Source organism: Dactylosporangium sp. NPDC051087, from assembly GCF_055586325.1.
Genome location: NZ_JBVJIJ010000006.1, coordinates 115,554 through 129,995 on the forward strand (window position 1 = coordinate 115,554; position 14,442 = coordinate 129,995).

Consider the following 14,442-nt stretch of genomic DNA (forward strand, 5'->3'; position numbering starts at 1 on the left):
GCGCCGTCAACGTCGTCTACGTGGCCCGCCGCACCTGAGCGTCGTCGTCAGACCCGGGCCGGTCGCGGGGTGCGGACGAGGACGACCGCGAACGCGACCAGCCAGCCGCTCCACAGCACGTACCCGGCGAAGTTGGCGAGGTCGACGCCCGGCAGGTCGAGCGGGGACAGCACCCCGGCGAGGATCAGCGTCGCGGACACCGCGCCGAGCACCGTGAACCAGCGGCCGGCCAGCGAACGGCCGGCGGCGGCGAGGACCAGCAGCGTCCACGCGGCGGTGAACAGGTAGCCGAACGTCTCGCCGACGAGGTGGCCGAGGACCTGGTGCGCGGTGTCGAACGAGTCGCGGGCCGCGGCGGCGACCGCCGGGTCGGCGCTGGTGGCGTCGGCGGCGTAGCCGGGCACCAGCAGCGGCCACCGGGACAGCCCGATCACCTGGACGGCCGCGGCGGCGACGCCGGTGAGGACCGCGACGCGCATCACCCGCCCGCCGGACAGCCGCCCGACACCGACCGCGATCGGCGCGAACAGCGCCGCCGACAGGGCCAGGACGGTGAACCAGGCGACGACCGCGGTCTGCGAGCCGCGGAACGCGGCCAGGATGTCGTCGGTCGGTTCCTTCAGCACGTCCGGGTAGTTGAAGACGCTGCCGAGCGCGGTGAACGCGACATTGGTCAGCACGGCGGCGGCGACCAGCAGGGCCGCGGTGAGCTTGCGGTTCATGACGTTGTCCCTTCCAGGTACGGGCGGCTGGCGGCGATCCAGGCGACGAGCAGGTTGCCGGGGTGGTCGGCGAGGTGGTCCCGGGCGAGCGCGTCGACCCGCTCGGCGTCGCCGTCGAGGTGTGCGGTGGCGATCGCGGCGAGCTGCCGGTCGCGGGTGGTGGCGGCGAGCCCGGCCGCCCGGTCCACGAGGGCGCGGGCGCCGGGCGGTGCGGCGAGCGCTGCGGCGACGAGCAGGACCGGGTCGTCGCTGGCCCGGGCCAGTTCGACGATCGCCGCGGCCGCGTCCCGGTCGCCGCCGATGAACCGGCGGATGAGGAGCTCGGTGTCGGTCATGTGGGCAGCGTCGGCGGCAGCGCTGACACTTGGCTGACACCTGCCGCCCGTGCGGTGTCAGCGCTGGCAGGTCGGCCGATGTCAGGGCCGGTCAGGGGGCCGTTAGGGTCGGCGGCGTGCTCACGGTGGCGGTGCTGGGTCCGGTCGAGGTGCGCCGCGACGGCGTCCGGCTGACCGTGCCGGCGGGCCGCACGACCCCGCTGCTGGTCCGTCTCGCTCTCGACGCCGGCCGGGTGGTCCGCGCGGACCGGCTCATCGACGAGCTGTGGCCCGGCGAGACCGCCCGCAACACGCTGCAGGCGAAGGTGTCGAGGCTGCGCCGCGCGCTCGGCGACCCGGCGCTGATCACCGGCGGCGCCGCCGGGTACGCCCTCGCCGTGGACCCGGCGGCGGTCGACGCGCTGGAGGTGCTGCGGCTCGCGGGCACCGTCCCGGCGCTGCGGCAGGACCCCGGCACCGCCGCCAGGGTGTGCGCGACCGCCCTGGCGATGTTCCGCGGCGACCCGCTGCCCGGCGCCGGCGACGCCGGCTGGGTCGCGCCGCACCGGGCCCGGCTCGCGGAGGCGTGGCTGACCCTGACCGAGGAGCACTGCGCCGCCCGACTGGCTCTCGGCGCCGCCGGTGAGGTGGTCGGCGAGCTGGAGAGCCTCGCCGCCGCGCACCCGCTGAGGGAACGGCTGTGGCAGCTGCTCATCACCGCGCTGCACCGCTGCGGGCGGCAGGCCGACGCCCTCGCCGCCTACGGCCGCGTCCAGCATCTGCTCCGCGACGAGCTCGGCGTCGACCCGGGCGCCGGGCTGCGCGCCCTGCAGCGGCAGGTGCTCCGGCAGGAGCTCCCGGCGGAGCCGGCGCCCGGGGGCAACCTCACCGCGCTGCCGACCGCGCTGGTCGGCCGGGACGCCGACCTCGCCGCCGTCGGGCAGCTGCTCGGCACGCACCGGCTCGTCACCGTCACCGGACCCGCCGGCGTCGGCAAGACCCGGCTGGCGATCGAACTGGGTCGCGGCGCCCGACCCGAAGGCGGCGCGTGGCTGGTACGGCTGGAACACGCACAAGCGGCGGCGCCGGTCTGGCAGAGCATCGGTGAGGCGTTCGGGATGACGGACGCCGGCGAGCCGATGGTCCTGGACCGGCTGCGCGGCGCCCGGCTCCTGCTGATCCTCGACAACTGCGAGCAGCTCACCGCGGTCCTGCCGGAGCTCACCGCCCGGCTCCTCGGCGCCGCCGCCGGGTTGCGGATCCTCGCCACCAGCCAGGTCCAGCTCGGCGTCGACGGCGAGACCGTGCACCTTCTCGAACCGCTCACCGTCACCGACTCGATCGAGCTGTTCAGCCGCCGCGCCGCGCAGCACCGGCGGTCGTTCACCCTCGACGAGGGCACCGGCCCGGTCATCGAGCAGGTGTGCCGGTCCCTGGACGGGCTGCCGCTCGCGATCGAACTGGCCGCCGCGCGGGTCAAGGCCCTGTCGGTGCAGGAGATCGCCCGGCGGCTCGACGACCGGTTCACGCTGCTGCGCGACCCGGGCGGGCACCGGCCGGCCCGGCAGCGGGCGCTGCGTGCGGCGATCGCCTGGAGCTACGACCTGCTGTACCCCGACGACCAGCGCGGCCTGTGGGCCCTGGCGGTGTTCCCGGGCGGTGCGCCGCTGGCCGCCGCAGAGGCGGTCCTCACCGCGATCGGGGTGCCCGCCGCGTCGGCCGTGGACGTGATCAACCGGCTCGCCGACCGGTCCCTGGTCACCGTCGACGTCGCGGCCGGCGGCGCCGTGCGGTACCGGCTGCTCGACAGCGTCCGCGTGTTCAGCCTCGAGCAGCTGCGGGCGTCCGGGTCGGCCGGCACGGCGTCCGCCGCGCACGCCGCGTGGTTCGCGGAGGCCGCCGACGCTTGCGCCCGCGGCGTCCGCGGCACCGGGCAGGCCGCCCACCTGACCCTGGCCCGGACCGAGCGGGCGAACATCGACGCCGCCCTGGCCTGGGCTCGCGAGCACGACCCGGCGCTGGGGCTGCGGACCGCGACCGGGTTCGCGTGGGCCTGGGCGCTGCTCGGCGCGGGACCTGACGCCGCCCGCAGGGTCCGCGACGCGGTGACGGCCGGCTCCGGCGCGCAGGAGCGCGCGGCGGGGCTGCTGCTCGCGGTGTGGCTGGAGGCGTCCGGCGGGAACCTGGACCTCGCGGTCGCCGATCTGACGCGGGGCATGGCGCTCGGCGGGCCGGCCGCACACGCCGTCGGGGAGCTGCACCTCGCGTTCGTCCGCAGCCAGCAGGGCCGCGCCGCCGAGGCGCTGCGGCTGCTGGAGCGGTGCCGGGCCACGTTCGCCGCGCAGGACCTGCGCTGGGAGGAAGGCGCGAGCCGGCTGCTGTCCGCGTGGGCGCTGATCGCGCTCGGCGAGCCCGCGCGGGGCAAGGCGGCCTGCGACGACGCGGTGCGGCTGCTGCGGCCGGTCGGCGACCAGTGGGCGCTCAGCCACGCCGAAGGGATGCTCGGCGGGCTCGCGCAAGCGCAGCAGCGGTACGCCGACGCGACCGTCCACCTGCGCCGCGCCGCCGACGCCACGCACCGGCTCGGGTTCGCCGCCGCCGAGGCGCACCACCTCGCCAACCTGGGCCGCGCCCAGGAGCAGCACGGCGACCGGCCGGCCGCGGCCCTCACCTACCGGCAGGCGATCGAGACCGCGCAGGCGACCGGCGACCTGCGCACCGCCGCCCTGGCCGGCGCCCGGCTCGCCCGCGCGCTGCGGCTCACCGACCCCGCCGCCGCCAGGGACGCGGCCGTCTGGTCACGCGACTGGTACGACACGGCGGGCGGCGGCGACGGGCTCGCCCTGGCCGTGCTGGTGCTGGCGACCCTCGACAGCGACCCCGACCGCCTCGCGGAGACGGCGGACGCCGCGAGGACGGCCGGCGACGCCGAGATCGAGGTCCTCGCCTTCGACGCGCTGGCGCATGTACGAGCCGTGCGCGGCGACCCGGACGGCGCCCGGGCGGCCCTCGCCGACGCCGACGCCGCCATGCCCGGCGCCCGGCACCTCCTGGCCGAAACCGACCGCGTCGACCGGGCCCTGACCCTGTCGCGGCTGTAGGCCCCGCGCCGGGTCGGCGGCGCGGGGCCCGTTGTGTCGTGCACGGATCAGACGCGGGTCCACTTCTGGTTGGAGCCACCGGAGCAGTCCCACAGCTGCAGCTTCGAGCCGTTGGCGGTCCCGCGCTCGGCCACGTCGACGCACTTGTTGGCGCCGGTGTTCACGATGTCGCCGGAGGCGCTGACGGTGAAGCGCTGTGCGTTGGAGCCGTTGCAGGTGTACAGCTGGATCGCCGTGCCGTTGGCGGTGCCGGCCGCCGCGGCGTCCATGCACTTGCCGAGGGCGCGGATGGTGCCGTCGGAGCCGATCGTCCACTGCTGGGCGCCGCTGCCGTTGCAGTCCCAGATCTGCAGCCGCGCGCCGTCGACCGGGTTGGCGGACGGGATGTCGATGCAGCGGCCGCTGCCGTTGCCGCGCAGGGCGTTGGTCCCGCCGGTCGGCGGGGTCGTGCCCGAGGTGCTCACCCGGACGTAGTCGATCAGCATGCGGTTGAGCGCCGGGGTGCTGCCGTTGGGGCTGCCGGGGAAGTTCCCGCCGACGGCCAGGTTGAGGATGATGAAGAACGGGTGGTCGTAGACCCACCGGTTGCCGCGCAGGCTGGCCGGCGTGGCCCGGAAGTACTCCGAGCCGTCGATCGTCCAGATGATCAGGTTCGGTGACCAGTCGACGGCGAACACGTGGAACGCGTCGCCGACGGGGACGCCGAGGTTGCGGGTGCCGCCGACGGCGTTGCCGCCGGAATAGCCCGGGCCGTGCAGGGTGCCGTAGATGGTGTTCGGGTCACGGCCGACGTTCTCCAGGATGTCGATCTCGCCGTCCGTGGGCCAGTTGCCGCCGCCGAGCATCCAGAACGCCGGCCACAGCCCGGTGCCCTTGGGCACCTGGATGCGGGCCTCGATGTGGCCGTACTGCTGGGTGAACTTCCCGGCCGTCTGGATCCGGCCGGAGGTCCACTGACAGGTGCCGTACCAGCAGCTGCGGCCGCCGCTCTCCCGGCGCGCCTCGATGACCAGGTTGCCCTGGCCGTCCTGGTACACGTTGCTGTTGCCGCTGTTGTAGTACTGCAGTTCCTGGTTGCCGAAGCCGGCGCCGCCGGTGTCGTAGTTCCACCGGGAGCCGTCCACGGCCTGCTTGTACGCGCCGTTGAACTCCTCGGCCCAGACCACCGCGGCCTCGGCGGCCTGCTGCCCCGCGGTGACGACCAGCCCCGCCGCGATGGCGGTGCTGGCCACGACCGCGGCGGCCAGGGTTTTGAGCTTGCGCAATTCGGGGTCCCTTCTGGGCGAGACGCCCGCCGTGGGCCGCCGCGGACCGCATCCGGGTGGATGGGCCGGAGGTCCCGTGGCGGGCGGGAACCGCTCCTGCCGACCGGGCGGAGCCGGCAGGTCCATCGATCTGAAAGGTTGGTTAACAGATCCCAGGCAGGCTATGACGGCCCAGCTCAACCGTCAATACGAGACTTGAATTAAGACCTGTTCAAGCAAAACCCGCCGACGCCTGCGCCGCGCCTGCACCACGGCTCACTGGCGCGGTCACACCCGTCACGCGATGCTGGGACCACCGGTCGACCGAAGGAGCAGATTGAACGCTGGACTGACGGCGCAGCTGTGCCACGCCGATGCCGTACACCTGCAACCGGAACGCGTCCTGGCCGGCATCCGCCGGTTCTGGCCGTCGGCGGAGCTCGTCGACGGCACCGGGGACGGCGGCGCGTTCATGGTCGCGTTCCCCGAGCTGACCGGCCGCACCGCCGACGACCTCGACGTCCGGCTGCTCGTCGCGATCCGGCAGGCCGCACCCCAGCGGGCCCACCGCGACCTCAGCCAGACCTGGGAATGGCCGGACGCGGAGCAGACGCTGGCGGCCGCGGCGCACACCGTGACCGCGACCGAGGTCTTCGGCACGTCGTTCGCCCCCGCCAACCGCGTCCGGGCGTTCGTCTCCGTCACCCGCGGGATCGCCGCCGCCACCACACCCGCCGGGATCTGGTGGCCGGGCAGCGCCGTGGCGACCCACCCCGGGTCGTTCGGCGGGCGGCCGCTGACCGGGATCGTCAACGTGCGCATGTTCAACGTCACCGGCAGCCCCGGCACCCTGCTGATGGACACCCTCGGCCTGGCCGCGCTCGGCCTGCCCGACCTCGAGTGCGTCTACGCCGGGCTGCCGCCGGACCAGATGGCCGGGTACCTGCAGGACGCCGCCGAATACCTGGTCGCCGGCAACGTCATCCGCGGCGGGGACACCATGCAGGGCCTGACCGGCAACCGCCGCTGGAAGGTCGCCGCCAGACCCGCCAGGACCGACCCCGACCGGGCGGTCCTGGCGATCACGCCCCGGTAACCCGGTTCCGGGGACCGGCCGCGGCGGATACGCTCGCGGCATGACCTGGCGACATTGATCCTGTGCCCGAGGCCCGCCGGCAGTGGTCGCACCGCCCGACCACCGCCCGCAATCCTTCCGGAAGGCCTCACCCCCCATGTCACCAAGGCGTGTCACCGCTGCCCTGTACGGGTTCGCGTTCCTCGACGACTTCGTCCTGCTGTACCCCCTGTACGCGCTGCTGTTCAGCGACACGGGCCTGTCGGTGTGGCAGATCTCGTCGCTGTTCTTCATCTGGTCCGCCACCGGCGTGCTGTTCGAGGTGCCGTCCGGCGCCTGGGCCGACGCCGTCTCCCGCAAGCTGCTGCTGTGCGTCGGCCCGCTGCTCACCGCCGCCGGGTTTGCCCTGTGGGTGTGGACCCCGTCGTACTGGGCGTTCGCGCTCGGCTTCCTGCTCTGGGGCGTCCGCGGCGCGCTGACCTCCGGCGCCCTCGAGGCACTCGTCTACGAGGAGCTCGACCGCGCCGGCGCCGCCGACCGGTACGCCCAGGCGATGGGCCGCTCCAAGGCCGCCGGCATGATCGCCGTGGTCCTCGCGATGGGCCTCGCCACACCGGTCTTCGACCTCGGCGGCTTCCCGGCCATCGGCGTCGCGAGCATCGCCGCCTGCCTGGGCACCGCCGCCGTCGCCGCGCTCTTCCCGGAACACCGCGGCGCGGCCGGGTCCGGCGGCGACGACGAAGGCTGGGCCGCGCAGCTGCGGGCCGGGCTCGCGGAGGCGCGGCACGTCCGGCCCGTGCGGACGGCGGTCATCGTGTGCGCCGCCGCCACCGGGGTCTGGGGCGCCCTCGATGAATACACCCCGCTGCTCATCCTCGACACCGGAGTCGCGGCGGCCACGGTACCGCTGCTGCTGCTGGTCATCTGGAGCGCCGCGACGGTCGGCAGCCTCCTCGCCGGCCGCGCCGCCCACCTGCGCACCCCATGGTTCGTGGCGATCCTCGCCACCGCCGCGGTGCTGATGGCCGCCGGCGCGCTGCTCGGCACCGTGCCCGGCATCCTGCTGGTCGCGGCCGCGTTCGGCGGCTTCCAGCTGGCCAGCGTCGTCGCCGACGCCAGGCTCCAGGCCCGCATCACCGGCCCGGCCCGCGCGACGGTCACGTCCCTCACGGGCATGGCGACGGACGTGTCGACCCTCGCCGTCTACGCCGCGTACGCCGCCCTGTCCACCACCACCGGCAACGGCGGCTCGTTCGCCGTCCTCGCCCTGCCCTACGCCCTGGTGGCGGCGTGGATGCTGCGCTCGGACCGCCAGGCCGTCGGGCCCGATCCGGCCACGGCCCGCTGAGAAACCGGTGTTCGCCAGCAGCCCGGTCCTGCCGCGACAGGCTGCTGGCGAACGATCCGTACGCCGGTGCGGCGCAGACGCTGACAGACGAGTTCCGCGGGTGACCGCTGTGACGTACTCCTGCGCGGTTGAGGCGGTAGCACCAGCTCCGGGAAGGTTCAGACCGCCGACACGCCGGGCTCGCCGCGACCCGCCGAAGCGAGCAGTGCCGCGATCGCGGCGGTGTCGGTGAGATCGTTCCATGCCGCGACCGCGCCGGTGGCCAGCAACTGCTCGACGGTCTCGCCGCCGGAAGCGACCCCGATCGACTGCGCCCCACCGAGCAGACCGGTGCGGACGTCATGGCTGCTGTCGCCGATGACGACCGTGTTGTCGCGGTCGAAGACCGTGCCGTACCTGTCCGCCGCACGCCGTTGCGCGATGGCGACGAGCTTCGGCCGGTCGGTGTCGTCGTCGCCGTACGCGCCGACATCGAGGTCGACGTAACGGTCCAGGTCGACCACCTCAAGCTTGATCCGGGCGACCCGGCGCTAGTTGCCGGTGAGGACCGACTGGACCAGGTACGGCTGCCCGGCAAGGTTGGCGAGCGCCCGGCCCGCGCCGGGCAGCGCTCTCCCGCGCCGGGCGAGGTCGTCGCGGTGCCTCTCGTACTCCGCAGGCAGCGCCGCCTGATACCTGCCCAGGTACGGCTCGTCGGCGTCGATGCCGTGTAGCCGCAGCGTCGCGGTCAGGATCGACGGCTCGGTCTGCCCAGTCACGTCGGCCTTGTGGACCATCTGGATACCTGTCGCCGTGCGGAAGGCGGCCGCGTACAGCTCGCCGCCAAGGCCACGGGTTTCGATCAGCGTGTGGTCGACGTCCCCGAGGACCAGCCGGCGGGCGGACCGAGGCAGGATCATCACCCTGAGTTTGCCAGGCGGAGCGTGGCTGGCGGCGATCCAGGCGACGAGCACGTTGGACCGGTGTTAACCGGGATAGGGCTGCCAAGGCGGGCCTGGCGGCGGCGGTGCAGCCGCAGCAGCGCGGCGACGGCGGCGATCGTGGCCGCCAGGCCGAGACCCGATCCACCCCGCGCCGGACGTGGATCCCGTGTGCTGGTGGCCGTTTGGCGTGGGGTCTCAGGGGCACGCCACCCTCCGCGAGCTCCGAGATCATCAAGCCGTTGAACCACCGGCCATAGTGGTCCTTCGCCCGTCAGGTTCGTAGCTGACCGTCGTTGGTGTAACCAGGCGTGGTCCTGCTCGTCACGTCGCCCGGCTGTCGGTCTCAGTTCGGCGCCACGAAGGTCCCTCGGCCCTGGACGGTGCGGACCGCACCCTCGTCGCGCAGGACCTCGATGGCGTGGATGACCGTTCCTCGCGCAAGTTCGAACTCTTGCTGGAGCGACGTGATGCTCGGGACTGGCCGGTTCGGCGGGTAGACGCCCGTCCTGATCCGTTCACGTAGAACCGCCGCGAGCTGTAGGTACAGCGGTTCTGGGCCCTCCGGATCAATCACTCCTTGAAGGTAAGCGGTCACGGTCTTCCGCAATCCGTCATGGCAGACCATGGACTACCATGTAACAGTGAGATACGGTGACGACGGATGCGGCGATCAGGGCGAGGAGGAATACGGGCCGCCTCATCCGTCCTAACCATGCGCAGCAAGGGAGCGACGATGACCGCCCACCCCGACTGGTGCGTCCGCACCGCCTGCACGGCCTACGTTCTTGACGGAGATGAGTACCACCGGTCCGAACCGGTCGTGGTCAAGACCGACGATCCGGCCATCAACCTTTTCATCTGCAAGTTAGCCGACCCGGACGGCGCAGATGAGCACATCGAGATGGCGATGTTGCAGTTGTCCGATGGGCAGCCGTGGCACCTGACTGAGCCGGTCGCGAATCGGGAGATCCTCCTCCCTCGCGACTCGGCTGATGCCGTGCGACAAGCCCTGGCCGAGCTGGTCTGACCGCGACCCCGCTGCCCGCATTCCGGGCATGCCGGGGCAACCCGGCATTCCATGGCTCGATCATGGTCGCCGTGGATGGCGGTCAACTGGCGAACGGGCGATGTCACGGACCGGCTGTTCTCCATAGCGTCCGGCCGCCTGCGAAAAGGACCTGCTGGACTCACACGGCTCCCGCGCCGCGCTCCGGGGTGTCAGTGCCTCAAACGCTCGACCGGCCAGCACCTCGCTCGTCGCCAAGAGCGCTTCGCGGCACGAGCATGTACGCAGTCACAGCATGCTTAGGTTGGATGGGCACCGTCGCCGCCGCCCTCGGTAGTCGCAGGGAACGTCCCGCTCGGTTCGACTACACCTGGATCTCGGGACGGAACCCACACCACGGCTCAGCCTTGGTGCGGTTCGATATCGCGTCCTGGCTGTTGGCGCCTGAGCCGCCCCCGGGGCCGCCGCCGCTCGGAGACCCGATTTGGTCAGCCGGCGGGGTGCTGCAGGCGGTCGCTGAGGTCGCGGAGGAAGGCGACGGCGTCGCGGCCGTTAAGGATGCGGTGGTCGTAGGCGAGACCGAGCTGCACGACGGTACGCGAGGCCACCGCGCCGGACGGGTCGAGGGTCAGCTCGGTCTGGCGGCCGGCGAGGGAGACGGCGCACGCCGTGCCGGGCAGGACGACCGGGACGGCGTGGCTGACGTCGTCGTCGGTGTGCAGGGCGACGACGATGGTGGCGCCGGTGAGGTCGGCGGCGCGGAAGGTGCCGCGCAGCGCGGTCATCCGGTGCGCCATCAGCGCACCGGCGATCTCCTTGACGGAGGCCGACTCCACGGACCGCAGGACCGGCACGTGCAGGCCTTTGCCGACGTCGATGGTGACGCCGACGTCGGCGGTGTCCGGGACGTGCACGACGCCGGGCTCGACGAGGTGGGCGAAGCACAGCGGGTGCGTGGCCAGGAGGGCGCCGATGGCGGCGATCAGCAGCTCCGGCACGCCGACGAGGCGGCGGTGCTCCCGGGTCAGCGCCTGCGCGTGGCCGGCCGCGGCGTCGACGGGCACCTTCACGGCGACGAACGCCGCCGGCACGGTGCGGTGCGACTCGGCGACGACCGCCCCGACTGCCCGCTGCGCCGCCGGCAGCTCCACCCGCCGCCCGCCGGCGGTGGCGGGTGTGGCGGGCGTGGCGGGCGGGGCCGGGGCGGCGAGGGGAGCGAGATCCGCCACCCGCACCACCTTGCGCCCCAGGGACCGCACGGCCTCCATGGAGATGCCCCGCTCCGTCATCGCCCGCAACGCCGGCTCCGTGATGACCGGCCCGCCGGACGGGACGGCGGGGGAGGGGGTCAGGAACACGTCCCGGTCGGCCGCCGACGCGAACAGCCGCCCGAGCACCGCGCCCACCCCGCACGCCGCCCCGACCGCCAGGACGTGGTGCAGCACCCCGTCGCCGGGGCTCGGCAGCTCCTCCGCCGCCTTCGACGTCTCCACCGTCGCGACGGGGTCGCCCTCGCGGACGGTCGCGCCGTCCTCGGCGATCCACTCCACGAGGGTGTACTCGGTGTCGTTGGCGTTGAGCTTCGGGACCAGGATCTCGGTCATCGGTGTGCCTCCAGCACGGCCCGCACGATGGTGTCCGCCTGCACGAGGACGTCGCGTTCCAGGTGCGCGGCGGACGGGATGACGCTGTCGGCGGACTGCAGCAGCCGCACGGGCCGCGATGTCGACCGCTGCAGCCGGTACGCGACGTCGGTGCCCCATCCCGCGCCCGGGGTGCCGTCCTCGACGACGAGGACCGGACCCCCGGCGGGCAGGATCGGCAGCACCGGCTCCAGGTCCAGCGGATACAGCCGGGCCGGGACCAGGAGGCGGCCGCTCAGCTCGTACCGCAGCAGCAGCGTCCGCATGGCGGCCATCACCCGGACCGCGAGCCCGCCGGGCGCGACGATCACGAAGTCCGCCGGCAGGTCGTCGACGCCGACGAAGGCGAAGCCGCCGGTGTGCGTGACGGTGAACAGCTCGTCGGCCCGCGGCGGCGCGGTGTAGAGGGTCTTGTCCTCGAACAGCAGCGCCGGCCGGCCGCTGCCGAGTGCGGAGCGCAGCAGCTCCAGCGGGTCGTGGAACGGGCTCAGCTCGTACACGTCGAGGCCGGGCACCCCGATGAAGTGCTTCTGCGGGCTCTGGCTGTGCGTCGGCCCGTAGCCGCGGTTGCCGCCGGTCGGGCAGCGCACCACGACCGGCATCGGCACCGGATGGCCGTACATCGTGGTGGACTTGGCGGCGAAGTTGACGATCTGGTCGAAGGCGAGCGCGACGAAGTCCGCGAACATCATCTCGACGATCGCCTTGTCGCCGGCGAGCGCGAGCCCGTTGGCGACGCCGACGATCCCGGCCTCGCTGATCGGGGTGGTGATGACCCGCCGCGGGAAGCGGGTCGACAGGCCCCGGGTGATGCCGAACGCGCCGCCGTAGGGGTCGGCGATGTCCTCACCCAGCAGGTACAGGGAAGGGTCCTCGGCGAGGAGGGTGCCGAGGGCGGCGTTGAGCGTGTCGCCGACCCTGCTTCTCGTCGTCATCGCCGCTCCTGTACCGGTGGCCGCCCGGTCACGTCCCGCACCACGGCGGCGACCAGTGCGCGTTGCGCGGTGTCGAGGTCGGCGAAGCGCGCGCCGAGGCTCTCGGCGTACCGCGGGTACCAGTCGGCGGCCCGCAGACCGGCGAGCTCCGCGCCGGAGCGGGGGTCGTCGCCCTTGCTGTGCGGGCCGAGGCGGCGGGTCGCGAACTCGACGACGAGCGGCCCGCCACCGTCCCGGACCCGGTCCAGCGGCTTGTCCAGCAGCGCCCGCATGTCCGCCACGTCGTCGGCCGGCACGTACAGGTAGCCGGCGCCGAACGCGTCGGCGCGGGCCGCGATCGTCCCGGCGAGCTGCGCCGTCGTCGGGGTGCTCTGCGCGATGCCGTTGTGCTCGACGGCGACGAGCAGCGGCAGCCGCCACAGCGACGCCATGTTCAGCGCCTCGTAGACCGCGCCCTCGCCCCACGTACCGTCGCCGATGTGCACGCACGCGAGCCGGCCGGGCTCGTGGTGGGCGAGGTGCAGGGCGGCGCCGGCGGCGACGGGCAGGCTCTCGCCCTGCACGCCGGTGGACAGGTACCGGTCGCGTTTGAGGTGCTGGCTGCCGCCGACACCGCCGCAGACCGCGCCCTCCCGGCCCATGATCTCGGCGAGGAGCCCGGCGGGGTCGCCGAAGCGGGCCAGGTAGTGGCCGTGCCCGCGGTGGTTGCTGAAGACGAAGTCGGCGGGGTGCAGCAGCGGCCGCAGCGCGACGGGGACCGGCTCCTGCCCGAGGCACGTGTGGGTCGTGCCGGGGATCAGCCCCTGTGCGAACAGGTCGAGCAGCGCGGTCTCGAAGTGCCGGATGAGCAGCAGCAGCCGCAGGTCGTCGTCGGTCACGCGGACCGCCGCGCCAGGATCTCGGCGAGCGCCCGCCGGCGGGCCGGGTCGAGGGCGGTGGACCGCGCGGCGGGCACGGTGACGGGAAGGCCGGCCAGATAGCGTTCGAACGTGCCGGGGTCCAGCCCACCGGCGAAGGCGGCCGCCGAGGCCCGGCCCATGGCCGCGATCTCGGCGTGGTGCCCGGGGTCGTCGAGGAGCCGGCGCAGCGCGGCCAGCCACGGGGCGACGTCCTGCGCGGGCACGTCCGGCTCCGGGTACGGCGCGTCCGGCCGCTGCGGCAGGTACCGGGTGATCGGCGTGACCGGCAGCAGGTAGGGCACGCCGAGCTTCGCCTCCCCGAGCCCGCCGACGTCGGAGGCGAGGACGGGCACGCCGTGCAGCATCGCCTCGACGGCCGTGTACCCGAACGTCTCGTCCCACAGCGACGCCATCAGCAGCACCCTGGTCCGGGCGAACACGGCGGCGAGGTCGTCGGCGGGCGGCACGATCGTGATGTTCGGCCGCGCGGCGAGCGCCTCGCGGTCACCGGCGGTGGTGCCCCACGTCGGCACGGCCAGGAACGGCACGTCCGGGCAGGCGTCGGCGAGCCCGAGCAGGATCGGCAGTCCCTTGTACCCGCACGGGTTCACCATCGTCACCGCGTCGCCGTCGCCGGCCGGGAACGGGCCGGGGCCGTAGACCTGCGGGTTGATGAGCGTCGCGTCGATCCCCGCGTGCGCGCGGACGTAGTCGCGGGCGGCGTGGCTGATCGCGACGACCCCGGCGGCGCGGCGCAGCAGCCGCAGCCCGGACTCGCTCGGGTAGAACGCCCGCGGCCCGAACGGCAGCTGCTGCAGCGTGTGCACCAGGTACACGACACGGCCCGGGGTGGCGCGCAGGGCGAGGCCGAGCATCAGCGACCCCGGGTCGTCGGACGGCACCAGGGTCCGGCCGGGCCGCTCCCGCTCCGCGACCGCGAGGACGGTCGCGGCGAGCCGGGACGGCGACGTGACCGCGTGGACCGTCACCCCGCGGTACGTGTACTCGACGGCGTCGCCGGTGTGCCGGGCGTCGGTGACGCCGCGGGCGGCGAGGTCGGCGAGGAGGTCCTCGACGGTGAGCCGGTGCTCGGTGGCGTGCAGCGGGGTCACCGCGACGCACCGGTGCCCGCGCGCCGCCAGCTCCTCCAGGAGGATCCGGTCGGCCCGGTTGGCGCCGCCGTGGCTGGGCAGGTACCGCATGTTCTGCGCCAGCAGGACGGTCATGGCCGC

14 protein-coding genes are annotated in these 14,442 nt (G+C 74.0%); 4 read left to right on the forward strand and 10 right to left on the reverse strand.

The window, feature by feature from the left end; translation table 11 throughout:
* Positions 1–47: 47 nt before the first annotated feature.
* Positions 48–722 carry a DUF4386 family protein gene (locus tag ACZ6TV_RS13590; protein WP_465297454.1) on the reverse strand — a complete coding sequence of 225 codons (675 nt, stop codon included), beginning with the start codon at positions 720–722 and terminating at the stop codon, positions 48–50.
* Positions 719–1,057 (reverse strand): hypothetical protein, encoded by a 339-nt coding sequence (locus ACZ6TV_RS13595; RefSeq protein ID WP_465297455.1) that lies wholly within the window; start codon positions 1,055–1,057, stop codon positions 719–721. Before ACZ6TV_RS13595 ends, ACZ6TV_RS13590 begins: the two co-directional genes overlap by 4 nt.
* Positions 1,058–1,173: 116 nt before the next feature.
* On the opposite strand from ACZ6TV_RS13595, the gene ACZ6TV_RS13600 reads away from it, so the two are divergent.
* The gene (locus tag ACZ6TV_RS13600) at positions 1,174–4,137 is read left to right on the forward strand and encodes an AfsR/SARP family transcriptional regulator (RefSeq protein ID WP_465297456.1); all 2,964 of its coding nucleotides are present in this window, start codon (positions 1,174–1,176) and stop codon (positions 4,135–4,137) included.
* Between the two features lie 47 nt (positions 4,138–4,184).
* Here ACZ6TV_RS13600 and ACZ6TV_RS13605 read toward each other — a convergent pair whose 3' ends face one another.
* Positions 4,185–5,402 carry a ricin-type beta-trefoil lectin domain protein gene (locus tag ACZ6TV_RS13605; protein ID WP_465297457.1) on the reverse strand — a complete coding sequence of 406 codons (1,218 nt, stop codon included), beginning with the start codon at positions 5,400–5,402 and terminating at the stop codon, positions 4,185–4,187.
* Between the two features lie 316 nt (positions 5,403–5,718).
* Here ACZ6TV_RS13605 and ACZ6TV_RS13610 point away from each other — a divergent pair, with 316 nt between their 5' ends.
* Both ACZ6TV_RS13610 and ACZ6TV_RS13615 read left to right on the forward strand, forming a co-directional pair.
* Positions 5,719–6,477, forward strand: a complete 759-nt coding sequence (locus ACZ6TV_RS13610; protein ID WP_465297458.1) for a DUF4261 domain-containing protein — start codon at positions 5,719–5,721, stop codon at positions 6,475–6,477.
* Between the two features lie 136 nt (positions 6,478–6,613).
* Positions 6,614–7,804, forward strand: coding sequence for an MFS transporter (locus ACZ6TV_RS13615; protein ID WP_465297459.1), 1,191 nt, complete (start codon positions 6,614–6,616; stop codon positions 7,802–7,804).
* A gap of 158 nt (positions 7,805–7,962) precedes the next feature.
* Here ACZ6TV_RS13615 and ACZ6TV_RS13620 read toward each other — a convergent pair whose 3' ends face one another.
* From ACZ6TV_RS13620 to ACZ6TV_RS13630, 3 genes are all read right to left on the reverse strand, one after another.
* The gene (locus tag ACZ6TV_RS13620; protein ID WP_465297460.1) at positions 7,963–8,307 is read right to left on the reverse strand and encodes an HAD hydrolase-like protein; all 345 of its coding nucleotides are present in this window, start codon (positions 8,305–8,307) and stop codon (positions 7,963–7,965) included.
* Between the two features lie 27 nt (positions 8,308–8,334).
* Positions 8,335–8,703 (reverse strand): HAD family hydrolase, encoded by a 369-nt coding sequence (locus ACZ6TV_RS13625; RefSeq protein ID WP_465297461.1) that lies wholly within the window; start codon positions 8,701–8,703, stop codon positions 8,335–8,337.
* A 367-nt stretch (positions 8,704–9,070) separates the two neighbouring features.
* Complete coding sequence (locus tag ACZ6TV_RS13630) at positions 9,071–9,301, reverse strand: GntR family transcriptional regulator (protein WP_465297462.1); 231 nt, start codon at positions 9,299–9,301, stop codon at positions 9,071–9,073.
* A 159-nt stretch (positions 9,302–9,460) separates the two neighbouring features.
* On the opposite strand from ACZ6TV_RS13630, the gene ACZ6TV_RS13635 reads away from it, so the two are divergent.
* The gene (locus tag ACZ6TV_RS13635; RefSeq protein WP_465297463.1) at positions 9,461–9,754 is read left to right on the forward strand and encodes a hypothetical protein; all 294 of its coding nucleotides are present in this window, start codon (positions 9,461–9,463) and stop codon (positions 9,752–9,754) included.
* A 467-nt stretch (positions 9,755–10,221) separates the two neighbouring features.
* On the opposite strand, the gene ACZ6TV_RS13640 is transcribed toward ACZ6TV_RS13635, so the two are convergent.
* The 4 genes from ACZ6TV_RS13640 to ACZ6TV_RS13655 are packed head-to-tail and all read right to left on the reverse strand — an operon-like array spanning position 10,222 to position 14,436.
* Positions 10,222–11,337, reverse strand: a complete 1,116-nt coding sequence (locus tag ACZ6TV_RS13640) for a 2-oxo acid dehydrogenase subunit E2 (protein WP_465297464.1) — start codon at positions 11,335–11,337, stop codon at positions 10,222–10,224.
* Positions 11,334–12,311 (reverse strand): alpha-ketoacid dehydrogenase subunit beta, encoded by a 978-nt coding sequence (locus tag ACZ6TV_RS13645; RefSeq protein WP_465297465.1) that lies wholly within the window; start codon positions 12,309–12,311, stop codon positions 11,334–11,336. The genes ACZ6TV_RS13640 and ACZ6TV_RS13645 overlap by 4 nt, the downstream gene beginning before the upstream one ends.
* Positions 12,308–13,189: a thiamine pyrophosphate-dependent dehydrogenase E1 component subunit alpha gene (locus ACZ6TV_RS13650; protein ID WP_465297466.1), complete on the reverse strand. Its 882-nt coding sequence runs from the start codon at positions 13,187–13,189 to the stop codon at positions 12,308–12,310. The genes ACZ6TV_RS13645 and ACZ6TV_RS13650 overlap by 4 nt, the downstream gene beginning before the upstream one ends.
* Positions 13,186–14,436 (reverse strand): glycosyltransferase family 4 protein, encoded by a 1,251-nt coding sequence (locus ACZ6TV_RS13655; RefSeq protein WP_465297467.1) that lies wholly within the window; start codon positions 14,434–14,436, stop codon positions 13,186–13,188. The genes ACZ6TV_RS13650 and ACZ6TV_RS13655 overlap by 4 nt, the downstream gene beginning before the upstream one ends.
* Positions 14,437–14,442 lie beyond the last annotated feature (6 nt).